We start from the raw sequence: 17,826 nt of genomic DNA, 5'->3' as shown, positions 1-17,826 counted from the left end.
GGTCGGCAACTTCCCTGCCCGCGCGGCAGTCAGTTGCAGTGAGAGTTGCCGACCACGGACCAGTTGCCATACGTACGCAGTACTGCCGGGAGTACACATGCACATCAGGGGCGACCACGCCGAACTCGCTGTCGGGGGCCGCCTCGACGTGCGCAGCGCGGCGGACGCCCGTACGGCCCTCCACACCGCCCTCGACGACGGGCAGGGCGACCTCGTGCTCGACCTCACCGGGCTCGACTCCTGGGACGCGACCGGCCTCGGCGTGATCATGGGCGCGCACCGCAGGGCCGGCCGGACCGGGCGCCGGCTCGTCCTGCGCGGGGTGCCGCCGCAGATGCAGCGGCTGCTCGTGGCGACCCGGCTGCACCGGATCCTCGCGATCGAGGGCGGCCTGGAGGCCGAGTCCCTGCCCCGCGTCTGACCCAGGTCCGATCCGCAAGCCGCTGACCTCTGCATTTCCTGCGGAAAGTAACGGTCCGGTGGTGATCGTGCCCCTGCGGTTTCCCGCACGACCGGCCACGGTCTAGGGTTCGGGCGGAACCGGACCAGTGGCGACAGCGGGTGCGCGACGGCCGGGAGGCACGACGGCGAGGCGCGCGGCCCGCGATCGGGGGAGTGGGTCATGGACCGTACACAGGGGCAGAACGGGCAGGGCAAGCAGGCCACGGGCGGTTCCGCGTCGCCGTCCCCCGCCTGCGCACCCGCGTCCCCCGGGCCGATGGCGCCCGCCCCCGCCGGTCCCGCGCGGGTGGTCACCCTGACCGCCGGAGACTTCACCCTCACCGTCAACCCCGTCGACGGCAGCGAGATCGAAACGCTGCGTCCCGGCACCGAACGCGGGCGCCCCGCCCGGCGCGACGCCGCCGCCCGCGCGGCCCGCGACGCCGCCGCCCGCCCGCCCGCACTGCCGGGCCCCCCGATATCCGCCCGGCCCCTGCTCGCCCGGGACCAGGAACTGGAGCGCCTCGTCCGGCTCCTGGGCCGCGGCCGCTCCGTACGCCTGACCGGGCCTTCCGGATCCGGACGCAGCGCACTGCTCGACGCGGTCGCCACCCGGTGCACGGGCGTCGCGCCCGACGGCGTCGTCCGCCTCAGCGGGTACGGACACCAGCAGCCCGCGGAACTGCTCCACGCGCTCCACGCGGCCGTGTACGAGGCCCCGCGGGAACGCCCCGCACAAGACGAGCTCCTCGCCCGCGTGCGCGACATCGGGGCCGTCGTCCTCCTCGACGACCTGGAGATGGGCGGCAGCGCCCTCGACGAGCTGCTGCGCGCCACCCCCGAATGCGCCTACCTGCTGGCGGCCACCCCCGACACCAAGGCCCCCTCCGACGACTCCCACATCGAGGAGGTCTTCCTCACCGGCCTCGGCCGGGCCGACTGCGTGGCCCTGCTGGAGGCGGGCGTGGGACGCCCCCTGACGGACGAGGAGACGGCCTGGGCGGAAGACCTGCGGTTCGCCTCCGAGGGGCTGGCCCTGCGCTTCGTACAGGCCGCCGCGATGCTGCGGCAGCGGGACGAGCTCAACCACGGCGCCGAGGACGACGACGAGGAGCCCGGCGTCTTCGAGGAGCGCCCGCGCGACAGCGGTGCGGTGCCGCTGCCGACGCTCGCCGAGGGCGCGGCCCCGGCGGAGCTGCTGGCCTCGCGGGTCAGCGAGTCGGCGCGCGCGGCCCTGCGGATCGCGTGCGCGCTGGGCGGCGAGCTGCCGCACCACGCCCACCTGCCGGCCCTCGTGGGGGACACCCACGCCGACACGGCAGTGGCGGAACTGCTGGCCTGCGGGCTGCTGACGCCCGTCGGGACGCGCTACCGGCTCGCGGTCGGCGTCGCGCGCCAGCTGGAGGACGTCGGCTACGGGGAGACCGTGTCGGAGGAGGCCCGTACGGCCGCCCGGCACTACGCCTGGTGGACCGGACACGCCTCGGTGGTACCGGAGCGGGTGGCGGCGGAGGCGGACGCCGTGCTCGCGGCGCTGGCCGGAGCGGACGTGGTGGCCGCGGCCGTGCTGGCGCGTACGGCCGCCCCCGCCTTCGCGGCCTCGCTGCACTGGGAGGCCTGGGAGCGGGTGCTGCGTTCGGGAGCCGAGGCCGCGCGCAAGGCGGGAGAGGTCGCCGAGCAGGCGTACTTCCACCACGAACTCGGGGTGCTCGCCCTGTGCGAGGGGCGCCTGGACCGGGCCCGCGCCGAGCTGGAGACCTCGATCGGGCTGCGGGGCGCGCTGGCCGACAAGCGGGGCACCGTGGCGGGCCGGCGGGCACTGGCGCTCGTCGTGGACCGGGAGGCCGCGGGGGCGGCGTCGCCGCCGCTGCGGCTGGAGGCCCCCGGGACGCCCTCGGCGGCCTCCGAGGCCGTGACCGTGGCGACCCCGGCGGCCGAGTCGGCGACCGAGGCGGAGACCGTGGCGACCCCGGCGGCCGAGTCGGCGACCGAGGCGCCGACCGTGGCGACCCCGGCGGCCCCGGCCGCCCGCGAGGACTCCGCCGCCCGGCCGGCCCCGGCCGCCCGGACCGTCCCGGCCGTCGCGCCCTCGACGCCGGCCTCCGGGGCGCCCGCGGCCCCCGCCGCCCCGGCCGTGCCCGTCTCCTCTGAGGCGCTCACGCGGATGACCCCGGTGGTGCCGGTGACCCGGGGCGCGGAGCCGCCCACGACGCTCTCGGCGGTGTTCGAGGACGCCTTCCCGCTGACGCCGAAGCAGGACGGGCCCCCCGCCCCCGCACCGGCCGCACCGCCCGGCCGGGACGCCGGCCGCCGCAGGCGCGTGCTGCTGGTCGCGGCGGGAGCGCTGACGGTGGTGGCGCTGGGCACCGTCGTGAGCCTCGCGATGAGCCCCTCGGACACCGAGCCGCCCGCGCAGGGGCCGGCCGTGTCCTCGACGCCGACATCCCCGGGGACGCCCTCCACCACCCGGCAGACCGAAGGGAACGATCCTGCGCCGGAGCCGCCCGCAACGGCACCCTCGCAGGACGCCACGGTCCCGGCCGCGGGGGTGAGCGCGGCCCCGGCCCCGGGCCGTACGCCCGGCCGGACACCGTCCAGGCGCCCGTCCACGACGGCCCCCAACTCCCAGGCTCCGACGCCCTCTTCGTCCCCGACGACCTCCCAGGCGCCGACCCAGCAGCCGACGGAGACCGCCGCGCCGACGCCCACGGAAACCGCTACGGGGACAGCGACGGGCACGGCCACGGCCACCGCCACCTCCCCGGTCACCGGGCCCTGAACGCACAACGGCTCCGTCCCCGAGGGCGGAGCCGTTTGGTCTTCCGGGCCGGTCAGAACAGGCGGAGCTTGTCGTCCTCGATGCCGCGCAGCGCGTCGTAGTCCAGGACCACGCAGTCCATCCCGCGGTCCGTCGCCAGCACCTTCGCCTGCGGCTTGATCTCCTGCGCGGCGAAGACGCCCCGGACCGGTGCCAGGTGCGGGTCGCGGTTGAGCAGCTCCAGGTAGCGGGTCAGCTGCTCCACACCGTCGATCTCGCCGCGGCGCTTGATCTCCACGGCCACCGTGGCGCCCGAGGCGTCCCGGCACAGGATGTCGACCGGGCCGATCGCCGTCATGTATTCACGCCGGATCAGGGTGTAGCCCTCGCCCAGTGTGTCGATGCGGTCGGCGAGCAGCTCCTGGAGGTGTGCCTCGACGCCGTCCTTGATGAGACCCGGGTCGGTGCCGAGCTCGTGGGAGGAGTCGTGGAGCACCTCTTCCATGGTGATGATGAGCTTCTCGCCCGCCTTGTTGACGACCGTCCACACACCGGCGTCGTCACCGCTCCCCTCTTTGAGGGTGCACGGCGGCGACATCCAGTTGAGCGGTTTGTACGCCCGGTCGTCCGCGTGGATCGAGACACTGCCGTCGGCCTTCACGAGGATCAGACGGGGTGCCGAGGGCAGATGGGCGGTGAGCCGACCCGCATAGTCGACGGAGCACCGGGCAATCACGAGACGCATGGTCGGCAACGCTACTCGACCTACCGCCCTCCACGCGATTCGCCCCTGAAAGCCCCGTTCGCCGATGGCGCGTTGTATGCGCATTCTCCTGGTGCGTCACCCATGGGGCGCCTACCGTGGTGAGCGGGAGGTCGTCGAGCGTGCACTCTGCGTCGCGATCTCCTTCCCTGCCCGTAAGACTCCGGCAACCAGTCAGCCGGGGTCGCGAGAGGAGAACCCATGTCGCTCGACGTCTCACCGGCCCTACTCGAACAGGCCGAGCGAGGCGAGGTCGACGAAGCCGCTTTCGTCGACTGCGTCCGGACCTCCCTGCCCTACGCATGGGAGATGATCAGCTCGCTGGTGGCCCAGCTGAAGGTGGACGGCGGACAGTTCGCCGACAACCAGACGCCGCCGCCGGACGAGCAGGCGCGCGGGCAGCTGTTGCGCGCACTCGCGAGTGACGCGATACGTGGTGCGCTGCAGCGGCACTTCGGAGTGCGCCTGGCATTCCAGAACTGCCACCGGGTGGCGGTCTTCCCGCTGGATCCCTCGGTGGACGACCGGCTGGCCAAGTTCACTTCGATCCGCGGTCAGCTGCTCAACCAGTCGCCGGAACTGCGCGACTGCTGAGCAGGGCCGGAGCCGGTAGATCTCAGCCGAGACGGGGCAGGACCTCGACGCCGAGCCGTCGTACGTTCTCCTCCGTCGCGGCGAGGTCTCCGGAGCCCTCCGTCATGAGGGCGAAGCGAGTGATCCCGGTGCGCGCGGAGGTGGCCGCCAGACGGTCCGCCGCAAGCTCCGGGGTGCCCACCGGGTGCAGGTCGCAGAGCAGTTCCGTGTACGCGACCGGATCCCGCATCGCGCGCACGCGGCCGTCCACGGTCACGTGCGCGTCCAGGCCCAGCCGGAGCCAGCCCGGCATGGACTTCAGCAGGGTCTCGCGCGCGTCCGCGGCGCTGTCCGCGATCTGGCAGACGCCCGCCGAGACGTGCCCGGCCGCGGCCACGTGCTCGGGGGAGTGGCCCGCCGCGAGCGCCGTGCTGCGCCACAGCGCGACCATCTCGGCCTTGTTCTCGTCGCCGCAGTGCATGCCCAGCAGCATCGGCAGCCCCCGCCGCCCGGCCATCCGCACCGACGACGGCGAGGTGCAGGCCACGATGACCTCCGGGCCCGACCCGTCGCCGTCCAGGGCTTCCGACGGCCGCGGTACGACGGCCACCTCGCGGAAGGAGTACCGCTCGCCGGCGGCGCCCACCCGCGCCTCGGTGAGCCATCGCCGCAGCAGGTCCAGGGACTCCGGGAAGCCGTTCTCGTAGGCGTCCAGGCCGCTCCCGAAGACCTCCAGGTCGACCCACGGCCCGCCGCGCCCCACCCCGAGGGTGAAACGGCCGCCCGAAGCCATGTGCAGCAGGGCCGCCTGCTCCCCGAGGGCGACCGGGTGCGTGCTCGGCAGCACGCTCACCGCCGTGCCCACCCGCAGCCGGTGGGTCCGGCCCAGCATCAGGCCCGCCAGGGTCACCGCGGACGGGCAGACCCCGTACGGGACGAAGTGGTGCTCGGCCAGCCAGACCGAGTCGAGCCCGGCCTCCTCGGCCACCTCCGCGGTGCGCACCGCCCGGTGCAGTGCCTCGCCCTGTCCCTGGCCCGGGAACTGGGCCGCCAGTACAAACGCTCCTACGCGCATCGCCTTCTGCCTCCTCGCGGCTGACGCGGCCTCCCCCAGGTGGACCGGTTCTTCCTATGGCAACAACGTCTGACACGTGCCAAAGGCACGGGCTGACAGGAAAGTTATTGGGATTGTCGGGCGAGTCCCGGCCGTCGGCCCGTCCTCCCGTGGACACCCTGCGGGTACCCGGCCTCGCTGCGCGTAGTCTGGAAGAAAGTCACTGCCGTCGGCCCATCCGTGAGGTATACGTGTCACCGCGCAACAACCGCCCCAGGGGCGGCGAGAACCCGGACGACCGCCCCGGCATCGGTCTGGACCGCTTCGGGCTGGAGCGCACCGAGGAGTACCAGGGCGAGGACTGGAAGGTCAGACACGTCGCGGGCGCAAGCGCGGCCGGCAAGCGCTACCGCTGCCCCGGCTGCGACCAGGAGATCCCCTCCGGCACCCCGCACCTGGTGGCGTGGCCGGAGTACGGCGGCGTGGACGACCGGCGGCACTGGCACAAGGCATGCTGGAACGCGAAGGACCGCCGCACCACGAAGGTGCAGCGGTCCCGCAACGCGCCGAAGTACTGACCTCCGGCGCGGCCCTAGACGTCCCGGCGGCCGACGACGACGTACGAGGCGGCCACGGTCGCTCCCGTGATCAGCAGGATGATCAGCACGTTGGAGAGGTTGCTGGGCGCCGCGCCCAGGTCGCCGCCCTCCGCCATGCCGAACAGCTGGCTCAGCGCGACGGGCACGTTGCGCTGGAGGATCTCCCGCCCGATGGGGGCGACGGCCTCCCAGACGATGAGCATGGCCCCCAGCACCGGCGGCAGCGTGACCAGGCCGAGCATGACGGCGATCGCCCCCGCGGAGTGCCGCACCAGGGCGCCGATCGCGAGGGCGAGCACGCCGAGCAGGGTGACGTAGAGACAGCCGGCCACGGCGCCCAGCCACTCGTCGGCCGTGTGCGCACCGGCGGCCGCGCCGCCGTGCACGAGGGAGGCGGCGATCCCGACCACGAAGACGGACAGTGTGGTGGCCACGAAGGCCGTGATGCTGAAGACCAGGTACTTCGCGGTGAGCACGCGGAAGCGGTCCGGGGCGGCGGTGAAGGTGGTCCGCACCAGGCCCGTGGCGTGCTCCGAGGCGATCGTCAGCACACCGAGGACCATCACCGCGACCTGGCCGACCATCAGGCCGAAGAGGGCGGGCGTGGTGAAGGAGATGGACTCGTAGTCCCGGTCCGTGGTCTGCGAGACGAAGAGCATCCCGACGCCGACGACGGTCACCACGAGCGAGCCCAGCGTCCACAGGGTGGAGCGGATCGAGATCAGCTTGGTCCATTCCGAGGCGAGGGCGTGTCCCAGGTGCGGCCGCGGCGAGGGCAGCGGAGAGGTGTAGCTCCGCGGCTGGTCCGGCGTCGTGGTCCTCGGGGTCATCGGGCTTCCTCGGTGGAGTCCTTGGCGGTGCTCGCGAGCTCGCCGGGATTGCTGGGCATCAGGAAGGGCTTCCCGCCCGCTCCGGGCGGCGGCGGGGCGAAGAAGCCCGCCTGCGGGACCTCGGGGGCCGCCGGCTCGTCCTCCCAGACCGGGAGGACCAGCGGGTCCTGCTCCCACAGCTCGGCCCGCGGGTCCTCGGTGGAGGTGTACTCGACGGCCGACTGGGTCATCCGCATGTACGCCTCCTCCAGCGAGGCCCGGTGCGGGGACAGCTCCCACAGCCGTACGCCGGCCGCGTGCGCGAGGTCCGAGATGCGGGGGAGCTCCAGCCCGGTCACGCGCAGCGCTCCGTCGGGCTCCTGGAGGACCCGGCCGCCCGCCCCGGCCAGGGCCTTGCCCAATACCGCCCGGCCGTCGGGGTCGGTGTCGGCCGTCCGCACCCGAGCGAATCCGGCCGAATTGTGCGCGATGAACTCCTGCGTCCCCATGTCGGCCAGCAGCCGTCCGCGGCCGATGACGATCAGGTGGTCGGCGGTCAGCGCCATCTCGCTCATCAGGTGCGAGGAGACGAAGACGGTGCGGCCCTCGGCGGCGAGCCGGCGCATGAGGTTGCGGACCCAGAGGATGCCCTCCGGGTCGAGCCCGTTGACCGGCTCGTCGAACAGCAGCACCTGGGGGTCGCCGAGCAGTGCGGTCGCGATGCCGAGGCGCTGGCCCATGCCGAGGGAGAAGCCCTTCGCGCGCTGCCGGGCGGCGTCCTGGAGGCCGACCACGGCCAGCACCTCGTCCACCCGCTTCTCCGGGATCCCGGAGAGCTGGGCGACGGACAGCAGGTGGGTACGGGCCCGGCGGCCGCCGTGCACGGCCTTGGCGTCGAGCAGGGCCCCGACGTGCCGCTGGGCGTTCGGCAGCTCCCTGAAGGGCAGGCCGTTGATCGTGACATGACCGGAAGTGGGCCGGTCGAGCCCGAGGATCATGCGCATGGTCGTGGACTTCCCGGAGCCGTTGGGCCCCAGGAAGCCCGTCACGTGACCCGGCTTGACCTGGAAGGACAACTGGTCGACGGCGGTCTTGGCGCCGTAGCGCTTGGTCAGGCCGACTGCCTCGATCATCTTGCTGCCCCTTACCAGGCCGGGACGACTCTCGCCCGCGTAAGGATTAAGAGGATAACGAGGATCCTCCGGTTCCGTCCCGGGCCGGATCCCTGACCCGTCCCCGAGGCCGACCCTGGCATGACCCGTAGTCCTTGAGGAGGGGGCAGGCCGTCAGGCGTCCCTCTTCCTGAGGACGAGGTAGCCCCCGAGTACCGAGGCGGCCACCCACAGGACCATGATGCCGAGCCCGCCCCACGGACCGTACGGGGCCTCGGTCCCGCCGAAGGCGTTCGGCACGACCTGGACGATCTTCGACCCGGCCGCGTCGGGCAGGTACTGGCCGTACGTGCGGGTCGCCTCGAAGGCGTTGAGGGCGTTCGAGACGATCAGGAAGAACGGGATCAGGATGCTGATCGCGGCGACCGAGCTGCGCAGCATGGCGGCCACGCCCATGGAGAACAGCGCCAGCAGCGCCATGTACACGCCGGCGCCGACCACCGCGCGCAGGACGTTCTCCCCGCCGAGGTCGGTGCCGTGGTCGCCCAGGACCGCCTGGCCGACGAAGAACGACACGAAGCTGGTCAGCAGCCCGACCAGCAGGGCCAGCGCCGTGGCCACGGTGAGCTTGCCGAACAGGAAGCCGGCCCGCGCGGGCACGGCGGCGAGCGAGGTGCGGATCATGCCCGTGCTGTATTCGGTGCTGACCACCATGACACCGAAGACGATCATCGCCAGCTGGCCGAACTGCATCCCGGTGAAGCTCACCAGGGTGGGGTCGAAGGTGGCCCGTTCGAGAGCGCTCATGTTGTCGAGGCCCGCCTTGGCCGCGGTCGAGATCAGGGCGCCGAAGCCGACGGTGACGATCAGGGCCACCGCGAGCGTCCAGCTGGTGGAGGCGACGGTGCGGATCTTGGTCCACTCGGAGGTGAGGACGGAGGTGAAGGCCATGGTCAGCGCCCGCCCTTGCCCGCGGCGTCGGCGGAGCCGAAGCCGGCGCCCCAGGCGGGGACGTCGGCCGGCCGGGCCGGGTTGTCGGCGGGCGCGCCGGGCGCGCCCGGCGCGTGGGAGTGGTACTCGACGGAATCCGCCGTCATGCGCATGAACGCTTCCTCCAGTGAAGCCCGTTGCGGGCTGAGTTCGTGCAGCACGATCCGGTGGCGGGCGGCCAGCTCGCCGAGCTGCTCCGCGTCCCCGCCGTCGATCTCCAGCGTGCCGGTGGCGGGGACGCCGACGGCGTTGATCCCGGCCTCGTGCAGGACGTCCTTGAGCTGCTCCTGCTGCGGTGAACGCATGCGGACGTAACTGCGGGAGTTCTGGTGGATGAAATCAGCCATAGAGGTATCGGCCAGCAGTCTTCCTTGACCGATCACGATCAAATGGTCCGCGGTCAGGGCCATTTCGCTCATCAGGTGGGAGGACACGAAGATCGTGCGGCCCTCCGCCGCCAGGCCCTTCATCAGATTGCGGATCCAGAGAATTCCCTCGGGGTCCAGACCATTGACGGGTTCGTCGAGCATGAGGATCTTCGGATCGCCCAGCAATGCGGAGGCGATTCCCAGCCGTTGTCCCATGCCCAGTGAAAATCCTTTGGACTTCTTCCTGGCCACGGGGGTCAGCCCGACCAGGTCCAGCACCTCGCCGACCCGGCGCTGCGGGATGCCGTTCGACTGGGCCAGGCAGAGCAGGTTGTTGTACGCGCTGCGGCCGCCGTGCATGGCCTTCGCGTCCAGCAGTGCCCCTACGTGCTTCAGCGGTTCCTGGAGTTCCCGGTAGCGCTTCCCGTAGATCCGGACCTGACCACTGGTCGGATTGTCGAGGTCGAGCATCATGCGCATGGTCGTGGACTTGCCCGCCCCGTTGGGGCCGAGGAAGCCGGTCACCACCCCCGGTCTGACCTGGAAGCTGAGGTTGTTGACGGCGGTCTTGGCGCCGAATCGTTTCGTGAGTTCCTCGAGCTCGATCATGCGGCCACGCTAGAACGCCCGAGGGCCCTACGCCACCTCGAACGGGTGACATAGGGCCCTCGATCAGGCTCTTCGGCCAGCCGCGGGTCATGTCCGCGTGCTAGCGGCTCTGCTGCGCCGGCACTCCGCGCGTGACGGGCTCGTCGTCCGCGATCGGGTTGGCCGCCGCGACGGCCGCACCGGTGAGCGTCGCCAGCATCTCGCGGACGTTGGTCAGCTGCGCGTTGATCGAGTCGCGGCGGTTGGTGAGCGCCGCCAGCTCGCGCTCGGACTCGCTGCGGATGCGGTCCGCCTTGGCGTTGGCGTCGGCCACGATGTCCTCGGCCTGGCGCTGCGCGGTCTCCACCGTCTGGCGGGCCCGGCGCTCGGCGTCCGTACGCAGCTTCTCGGCCTCCAGACGCAGCTGCTCGGCGCGGTGCTCGATCTCCGCGAGGCGCTTCTCGGCCTTGGCCTGGCGGGAGGCCAGGTCGCGCTCCGACTGCTCACGGCGCTTGGCCAGGTTGGTCTCGAAGTCCGCGGCGGCCTGGGCGGCCTTGGCGCGGGTCTCCTCGAACAGCGCGTCGGCCTCCTCGCGCTTGGAGGCCGCGTCCTTCTGGGCCTCGGCGCGCAGGGTGGCGGCGTCGCCCTTGGCCTTCTCGACGATGCGGACGCCCTCGTCCTCCGCCTTCGACTTGCGGTCCGCCGCGAACGACTCGGCGTCGTTGCGCACCTGCTGGGCGGCCGACTCGGCGAGCTCACGGTGCTGCTCGGCCGCGCGACGGGCCTCCTCGCGCAGGTCCTTCGCCTCCTCCTCGGCCAGCCGCAGGATCTTCTCGACCCGGGCTCCGAGACCCGCGTACGACGGCTCCGCGTCGTTGACCTGGGCCTGGGCGTTCTGCGTCTCGAGGTGCAGCTCCTCGATCCGCTTTTCCAGAGAGTTGATACGTCCAAGGGCGCTGTCGCGGTCGGAGACCAGCTTGGTAATGCGGTCGTCCACCTGACCGCGGTCATAACCACGCCGCACGAGCTCGAAGCCGAAGGGGGAGGAAGTGTCGCTCATGGGGTTCCTGTCGAATGAGACCGATGAGGTGCTACGTGAGGTGTTAAGGGGAATCCTAGGCGCCCAGACGGCGTGTCATCGAGTCAATCCGCGTTTGATCTGGACAATGACACCCCTTTTGAGTGGCAAGGCGGTGGAATGCTTGTCACCCGTTCGCCTGAACCTTCATCAGGTGCGCACATCCTGGTCTCCTTGGCTAGCCCTCCGACGACTTGCCACCCGAACGAGTGGATCCCGCTGTCACTCCGGCCTTGGCGCCCCCCGCGCCCTGCCCGCCGACTGTGGGCTTTCCGCCACCCGAAGGCGCCTCGAATGATTCCAACGCCTCAAGAACGTCCTGGACACGGGAGATCTCCCCCTGAATGTCCTGCCGCCTGCGGACCAGGACCTCCAGCTCACGGCGGCCCTCCTCGACGAGGCGCTCGGCCTCCGCCTGGGCCTCCGCCAGCGCGCTCTCGGCCTTCCGGGCCAGCTCCGCCTTCTTCTGCTCGGCCTCCTTGAGCAGCGCCTCCGCCTTGCGGACGGCGGCGATGCGGACCTTGCTCGCCTCACTGCTCGCGTCCGACAGCAGTTCCTTGGCCTTCGCCTCGGCCTCGACGCTCTGTTCGGTCGCCGCGCGCACCAGCTTGTCCACGCGCTCGCCGGCCGACTTCATCTGCTCGGCCGACTCCCGGCGGGCCCGCTCGTGCAGCTCCTCGACCTCGCCCTCGACGCGGCCGCGCAGCTCCTCAGCCCGTTCCCTTATGGCGGCGGCGTCCGTGCGCGCACCGACCAGCAGTTCGTTGGCGTCCGCACGGGCCTTCTCCACCAGGGAGTTGCCCTCGACGGTGGCCTCCGAGGTGATCCGCGCCGCCTCCTTGCGGGCCGCGTCGACCATGGCGTCGGCCTGCTCCTCGGCCGCCGTCGTGGCGGCGAGGGCCTGCTTCTGCGCCTCGACGGTGAGGTGGTCCGCCTCCGTCGCCGCCTCGGTGATGAGCCGGTCGACCTGCTCCGCCGCCTCGCTGCGGCGCTTGTTCGCCTCCTCGCGGGCCTCGTCCAGCAGCCGCTCGGACTCCTTGCGGGCCTCCGCGCGGGTACGTTCCGCCGCGGACGCGGCCTCCGCCTTGACCCGCTCGGCCTCCGACCGGGTGCGGGTCGCGTGCTCCTGCGCCGAGGACAGCGCCTCGGAGGCGTCGGCACGCAGCCGCTCCGCCTCGGACGCCGCCTCGCCGACCGTGCGCTCGTTGTCCTTGCGGGTCTGCTCGATCAGCTTGTCCGCCTCGGACGCCGCCTCCGTGATGAGCCGGTCCGCCTGCTCGGCCGCCTCGGTGCGCAGCCGGTTCGCCTCGGCGCGCGCCTCGTCCAGCGTCTGCTCGGCGTCGCGCTCGGCGCCGGCCAGCGTCTCGCCCGCCGCGGCCGTGACGCGGTCCGCCTCCGCGGTGGCCTCGCCGATGATCCGGCCGCCCTCCGCGCGGGCGTCCTCCAGGCCCCGGGCCGCGTCCGCGCGCAACCGCTCGGCCTCCGCCGCGGCCTCGCCGACCGTGGCCTCGTTGGCCACCCGGGTCTCGTCGATGAGCCGGTCGCCCTCGGCACGCGAGTCGACCATGATCTTCGCGGCGTCGCGCTCGGCGCTCGCCAGTGTCTCGGCCGCCTGCGCCTTGAGCCGTGCCGCCTGGGTGGTGAGGCGCTCGGCCTCCGCCGCCGCCTCGCCCACGGTGGCCGCGTTCGCGGCGCGGGTCTCCTCGATGAGGCGGTCCGCCTCCGCCGAGGCCTCCGTGATGAGCCGGTCGACCTGCTCCGCGGCCTCGGTGCGCAGCCGGTTGCCCTCGGCGCGCGCCTCGTCCAGCGTGGCCGCGGCCTCGGTGCGGGTGGCCTCGGCAGCCTCCGCCGCCTCGGTGGTGATCCGCTCCGCCTCCGCCTCGGCGTCGGCGACCGTGGCCGCGTTCGCGGCGCGGGTCTCCTCGGTGATCCGCGCGGCCTCCGCCGAGGCCTCGGCCGTGATCCGGGCGCCCTCGGTGCGGGCGGCCTCCAGGGACTCCGCCGCCTCACCGCGGATGCGGTTCGCGTCGTCGCGGGCGTCCGCCCGGGTGCGGGCGGCGTCACGCTCGGAGGCGGCCAGCGCGTCCGTGGCCTCGGTACGCAACCGCTGGGCGTACTCGGCGGTGTCGGCGCGCAACTGCTCGGCCTCGGCGATCGCCTCGCCGACGGTCCGTTCGGCCAGCGCCTTCGCCGCGTCCGTCTCGGTGCGCGCCTCGGTGCGGATCCGGTGGGCGTCCTCGGCGGCCCGCTCCCGCTCCGCGTGGGCGTCGGCCCTGACCCGGGCGGCCTCTTCCTCGGCCTCCGCCCTCGTCCGCTCCGCCACGTGCTCGGCGGCGCTGCGCAGCCCGGAGATCTCCTCCTCGGCCTGCTCGTGCAGCCCGGCCACGGAGTCGCGCACCTGCTGGGCGGTGGCCTCGGCCGCCGACACCAGCTCCGAGGCGCGGCTCTCGGCCTCCTCGGTCAGGCGGGCCGCCTCGGCCTGGGCCTCCTCCGAGCGGCGGCGGGCCGCGGCCAGCAGCTCCTCGCTCTGCTCGCGGGCCTGCGCCCGCTCCTGGTCGGCGTCGGTCCGGGCGGACGCCAGGGTCTCCTCGGACTCGCGGCGGCGCCGGGTGGCCTCCTCCTGCGCTGCGGCCAGCGCCTCGGCCGCCTCCGCGGCGACCCGCTCGGCCGCCGCCTTGGCCTCCGCACGCAGCCGGTCCGCGGTCTCCTGGGCCTCGGAGCGCAAGCGCTCCGCCTCGGCCTCGGCCTCGCCGCGCAGCCGTACGGCCACCTGCTCGGCCTCGGCGCGCACCCGGCCGGCGTCCTGAGCCGCCTCGGTGCGCAGCTGGTCGGCCTCGGCCTCGGACTGCGTCCGGAGCGTGCGGATGCGTTCCGCCGACTCGGCGCGCAGCCGGTCGTTCTCCTCGGCCGTCTCGCGGCGGATGTTCTCCGCCGCACTGCGGGCGTCACGCAGCGTCTGCTCCGCCGTGGTCAGCCGGCCCTCGGCCTCCGTGTGCAGCCGTACGAGCTCCTCATCGGCCTCGGCGCGCTTCGCGGCCAGTGCCCGCTCGGTCTCCTCGCGCCGTGCCAGGGCCGCGGCGTCCGCCTCGGCACGGACCGACTCGGCCTGCTCCTCGGCCTCGCCGCGCAGCCGTTCCGCCTCGGCGCGGGTCCGCTCCAGGGTCTCCTCGGCCTGCCTGCGCAGGGTGCCGGCCCGCTCGACGGCCTCGGCACGGACCCGCTCGCTCTCGGTGGTCGCCCCGGCACGCAGCTCGTCCGCGTCCGACTTGGCCTTGCCGAGCAGCTCCTCGGCCGTCTTGGCCGCTTCCTCGATCTGCTGGACCGCCTCGCGGCGGGCCTCGCCGCGGATCCGCTCGCCCTCGGCGACGGCCTCCGCGCGCAGCTGCTCGGCCTCGCCGCGCAGCCGCCGGGCCTCTTCCTGAAGCTCGACCGTGCGGGCCCGGTACTCCTCGGTGTCGTCCTTCGCGGCGCCCTTGAGTTCGTCGGCCGTGGCCGCGGCCTGCAGGCGCAGCCGGTCGGCCTCCGCCTCGGCCTCGCGGCGGATCCGCTCGGCCTCCTCGGACGCGGCGCGGGTGGTGGCCCGGGCGTCCTCCGAGGCCTTGTTCAGCACGTCCTCGGCGGTACGGGCGGCCTTCGCCAGCTGCGCCGCCATGTCCTCGGCGGCGGCGGTACGGGCCTGCTCGCCGGCCTCGGTGCGCTGCCGTTCGGCGTCCGCGCGGGCGTCGGCCAGGGCCTGCTCGGCCTCGGCCTTGAGGAGTTCGGCCTCCTTGGTGGCCTCGCCGACCAGCCGGGCGACCTGCTCCTTGGCGGTGCGGGTGCGCTGTTCGTTGACGGACTCCGCCGACGCGAGCTGCCGCGAGGCGCTCTCCTTGGCCTCCGCGAGGACCTTCTCCGCCTCGGCGCGGGCCTCGCGCAGCGCGGACTCGGCCTCCTGCGCACGGGATTCGGCGATCCGGCCGAGGTCCAGCGTCTGCTGCCGGGTCTGCTCGGCCTCGGCGGAGGTGGTGGAACGCAGCTGTTCGGCGTGCTGGGCGGCCTCCTGCGCCTGCGTGGAGGCGGCGGTCAGCAGCCGCTCGGCCTCCTTGCGGGCGCGCAGCAGCGTGGACTCGGCCTCCGCGCGGGCGGCCTCGGCGTCGGAGGCCATCCGGCGCCGGGTCTCCTCGGCGACCCGGGCGGCCTCGGCGCGGGCCGCGTTCAGGGACTGCTCGGCCTCGGCGCGGGACTCCTCCATGAGGCGGCGCGCCTGTGCCTCGGTACGGGCACGCAGCTGCTCGGCCCAGGCCACGTTCTCGTTGACGTGCGCCTCGACGGTCTGGCGGCGCTCGTTGAGCTCCTGGTCCAGCCGCTGGCGCCGGTTGACGGCCTCGGTGTGCAGCTCGGCCTGCAGGCGCGCCTGGTGCTCGGCGTGCTCCTGCAGGATGCGCTGGGTCTGCGCCCGGGCGTCGCGCAGCTCGCGCTCGGCGTCGGAGCGCATCTGGTCGGCCTGGATCTGGGCGTTGCGGAGCAGCTGCTCCGCCTGGTAGCCCATGTCCGCGCCGTCGTAGGCAGGGCGGGACGCGAGGGCCCGGCGCACCTCGTGGAGCTTGGCGCGCAGCACCTCGACCTGGTAACCCAGGTCCTCGGCGTGCTGGACGGCCTTCCCGCGCTCCTTCTTCAGCCGCTCCATCTCGGCCTCGAAGCGCGAGAGATGGTCGGCCTCGGCCTGATGGCTCTCCTGGCTTTCGTAGCCCCGCACAGCGCGGTCCCATCCGTCCCCTGGTCGCAAGCTCACTCCAATGAGCATCGCTCGCCCGCTGAACGACGCCCCCGGGGGAATGGTGTCAGATACCGGGGCAGGGGTCACAGGCCCCGACCCTCTCCGCACCGAACCCCGGCCGAGCCATGGCCACTCTACCGGCCGGGGAATCGGGCCATCAGTGGTCCATCAATGGTCGGGGCCGGAGGTGACCAGTTCGGTGAGGACTCCGTGGCAGTCCTTGGGGTGCAGGAAGGTGATCGAGGAGCCCATCGAACCGGTGCGGGGCCGGTCGTAGAGCACGCGGACGCCCTTGCCGCGGATGGCCTCCGAGTCGCCCAGCACGTCCTCGGTGCCGAAGGCGATGTGGTGCACGCCCTCTCCGTTTTTCGCGAGCCACTTGCCGACCGCGGAGTCCTCGCGGGTGGGCTCCAGGAGCTGGATGTAGGAGGCGCCGCCGTCGGAGGTTTCGTTGATCTTCAACATGGCCTCGCGGACACCCTGCTCCTCGTTGACCTCGGTGTGGAACACCTCGAAGCCGTACGTGGCACGGTAGAACTCGACAGTCTTGTCCAGGTCGAAGCAGGCGATCCCGATGTGGTCGATTCTTGTCAGCATGGGGACAGTGCACCGCCGAAGGGGGTCGTCACGCAACGTGCGCGCGATCACACCGGCTGCCCGGTGACCGCTGCGGTACCGCCCAGTACATTCACGTAAACCCTCGTTCACTCCTCATCCAAGGGGCTGTGCCTCATGTCCGGATCGAACAACACCACTTCCGTGATCGTCGCCGGGGCCCGCACGCCCATGGGGCGGCTGCTCGGCTCGCTGAAGTCCTTCTCCGGTGCCGACCTCGGCGGCTTCGCCATCAAGTCCGCGCTGGAGCGGGCCGGGATCTCCGGCGACCAGGTCCAGTACGTGATCATGGGCCAGGTGCTCCAGGCCGGCGCGGGCCAGATCCCGGCCCGCCAGGCGGCGGTCAAGGCCGGCATCCCGATGAACGTGCCCGCCCTGACCATCAACAAGGTGTGCCTCTCGGGCCTGGACGCCATCGCCCTGGCCGACCAGCTGATCCGCGCCGGTGAGTTCGACATCGTGGTCGCGGGCGGGCAGGAGTCGATGACCAACGCCCCGCACCTGCTGCCGAAGTCCCGCGAGGGTTACAAGTACGGCGCGATCGAGATGCTGGACGCGATGGCCCACGACGGCCTCACCGACGCCTTCGAGAACATCGCGATGGGCGAGTCCACCGAGAAGCACAACGCCCGCCTGGGCATCGAGCGCGCCCCGCAGGACGAGTTCGCCGCGGCCTCGCACCAGCGCGCCGCCGCCGCCCGGAAGAACGGCGTCTTCGAGGCCGAGATCACCCCGGTCGAGATCCCGCAGCGCAAGGGCGACCCGGTGATCTTCTCGGCGGACGAGGGCATCCGCCCCGAGACCACCGTGGAGTCCCTGGGCAAGCTGCGTCCCGCCTTCGCCAAGGACGGCACGATCACGGCCGGCACCTCCTCGCAGATCAGCGACGGCGCGGCCGCCGTGGTCGTGATGAGCAAGGCGAAGGCCGAGGAGCTCGGTCTGGAGTGGATCGCGGAGATCGGCGCCCACGGCAACGTGGCCGGCCCGGACAACTCCCTCCAGTCGCAGCCGTCCAACGCGATCCTGCACGCCCTGAAGAAGGAGGGCCTGGAGGTCTCCGACCTGGACCTCATCGAGATCAACGAGGCTTTCGCCGCGGTCGCCGTGCAGTCAATGAAGGACCTGGGCGTGACCCCGGAAAAGGTGAACGTCAACGGTGGCGCCATCGCCCTGGGCCACCCGATCGGCATGTCCGGCGCCCGTGTGGTGCTGCACCTGGCGCTGGAGCTCAAGCGCCGCGGCGGCGGGGTCGGCGCGGCCGCGCTGTGCGGTGGCGGCGGCCAGGGTGACGCGCTGATCGTGCGCGTCGCCAAGTAGGCGGC

General features: G+C 72.9%; 14 protein-coding genes. 5 read left to right on the top strand and 9 right to left on the bottom strand.

Going from position 1 to position 17,826, the window contains the following annotated elements:
- The first annotated feature begins 97 nt into the window (after positions 1-97).
- Together ACIPXC_RS09910 and ACIPXC_RS09905 are read left to right on the top strand one after the other, a co-directional pair.
- The gene (locus ACIPXC_RS09910; RefSeq protein WP_030386930.1) at positions 98-421 is read left to right on the top strand and encodes an STAS domain-containing protein; all 324 of its coding nucleotides are present in this window, start codon (positions 98-100) and stop codon (positions 419-421) included.
- A gap of 201 nt (positions 422-622) precedes the next feature.
- Positions 623-3,220, top strand: a complete 2,598-nt coding sequence (locus tag ACIPXC_RS09905) for an ATP-binding protein (protein ID WP_401615366.1) — start codon at positions 623-625, stop codon at positions 3,218-3,220.
- A gap of 52 nt (positions 3,221-3,272) precedes the next feature.
- On the opposite strand, the gene nucS is transcribed toward ACIPXC_RS09905, so the two are convergent.
- Positions 3,273-3,944: an endonuclease NucS gene (gene nucS, locus ACIPXC_RS09900; protein ID WP_401615365.1), complete on the bottom strand. Its 672-nt coding sequence runs from the start codon at positions 3,942-3,944 to the stop codon at positions 3,273-3,275.
- Between the two features lie 219 nt (positions 3,945-4,163).
- Here nucS and ACIPXC_RS09895 point away from each other — a divergent pair, with 219 nt between their 5' ends.
- Positions 4,164-4,556 (top strand): SCO5389 family protein, encoded by a 393-nt coding sequence (locus tag ACIPXC_RS09895; RefSeq protein WP_030660337.1) that lies wholly within the window; start codon positions 4,164-4,166, stop codon positions 4,554-4,556.
- 22 nt (positions 4,557-4,578) lie between these two features.
- Here the strand turns inward: ACIPXC_RS09895 and ACIPXC_RS09890 are convergent, their stop codons facing one another.
- Positions 4,579-5,610 (bottom strand): LLM class flavin-dependent oxidoreductase, encoded by a 1,032-nt coding sequence (locus ACIPXC_RS09890; protein WP_401615363.1) that lies wholly within the window; start codon positions 5,608-5,610, stop codon positions 4,579-4,581.
- A 230-nt stretch (positions 5,611-5,840) separates the two neighbouring features.
- On the opposite strand from ACIPXC_RS09890, the gene ACIPXC_RS09885 reads away from it, so the two are divergent.
- Positions 5,841-6,167: a hypothetical protein gene (locus ACIPXC_RS09885; RefSeq protein ID WP_031148297.1), complete on the top strand. Its 327-nt coding sequence runs from the start codon at positions 5,841-5,843 to the stop codon at positions 6,165-6,167.
- Between the two features lie 14 nt (positions 6,168-6,181).
- Here ACIPXC_RS09885 and ACIPXC_RS09880 read toward each other — a convergent pair whose 3' ends face one another.
- The 7 genes from ACIPXC_RS09880 to mce form a co-directional block, all read right to left on the bottom strand.
- On the bottom strand, positions 6,182-7,018 hold the full coding sequence (locus ACIPXC_RS09880) for an ABC transporter permease (RefSeq protein WP_401615361.1): 837 nt from the start codon (positions 7,016-7,018) through the stop codon (positions 6,182-6,184).
- Positions 7,015-8,130, bottom strand: a complete 1,116-nt coding sequence (locus ACIPXC_RS09875; protein ID WP_401615359.1) for an ABC transporter ATP-binding protein — start codon at positions 8,128-8,130, stop codon at positions 7,015-7,017. The genes ACIPXC_RS09880 and ACIPXC_RS09875 overlap by 4 nt, the downstream gene beginning before the upstream one ends.
- 153 nt (positions 8,131-8,283) lie before the next feature.
- Entirely contained in the window at positions 8,284-9,060 is a 777-nt protein-coding gene (locus ACIPXC_RS09870; protein WP_401615357.1) for an ABC transporter permease, read from the bottom strand.
- A gap of 2 nt (positions 9,061-9,062) precedes the next feature.
- Positions 9,063-10,076, bottom strand: coding sequence for an ABC transporter ATP-binding protein (locus ACIPXC_RS09865; protein ID WP_401615356.1), 1,014 nt, complete (start codon positions 10,074-10,076; stop codon positions 9,063-9,065).
- A gap of 100 nt (positions 10,077-10,176) precedes the next feature.
- A complete protein-coding gene (locus ACIPXC_RS09860; RefSeq protein WP_030964228.1) occupies positions 10,177-11,115 on the bottom strand; it encodes a cellulose-binding protein in 939 nt (312 codons plus the stop codon).
- Positions 11,116-11,311: 196 nt separating this feature from the next.
- Positions 11,312-15,868 carry a polarized growth protein Scy gene (gene scy, locus ACIPXC_RS09855; RefSeq protein ID WP_401615353.1) on the bottom strand — a complete coding sequence of 1,519 codons (4,557 nt, stop codon included), beginning with the start codon at positions 15,866-15,868 and terminating at the stop codon, positions 11,312-11,314.
- A gap of 189 nt (positions 15,869-16,057) precedes the next feature.
- Positions 16,058-16,486 (bottom strand): methylmalonyl-CoA epimerase, encoded by a 429-nt coding sequence (mce, locus tag ACIPXC_RS09850; protein ID WP_401615352.1) that lies wholly within the window; start codon positions 16,484-16,486, stop codon positions 16,058-16,060.
- A gap of 135 nt (positions 16,487-16,621) precedes the next feature.
- On the opposite strand from mce, the gene ACIPXC_RS09845 reads away from it, so the two are divergent.
- A complete protein-coding gene (locus ACIPXC_RS09845; protein ID WP_401615350.1) occupies positions 16,622-17,821 on the top strand; it encodes an acetyl-CoA C-acetyltransferase in 1,200 nt (399 codons plus the stop codon).
- The last annotated feature ends 5 nt before the right edge of the window (positions 17,822-17,826 follow it).

This window comes from Streptomyces sp. NPDC090021 (assembly GCF_044748225.1).
Lineage (GTDB): Bacteria > Actinomycetota > Actinomycetes > Streptomycetales > Streptomycetaceae > Streptomyces.
Note: the sequence above shows the minus strand (reverse complement) of the source record. Positions and strands in the feature narration are given on the sequence as shown.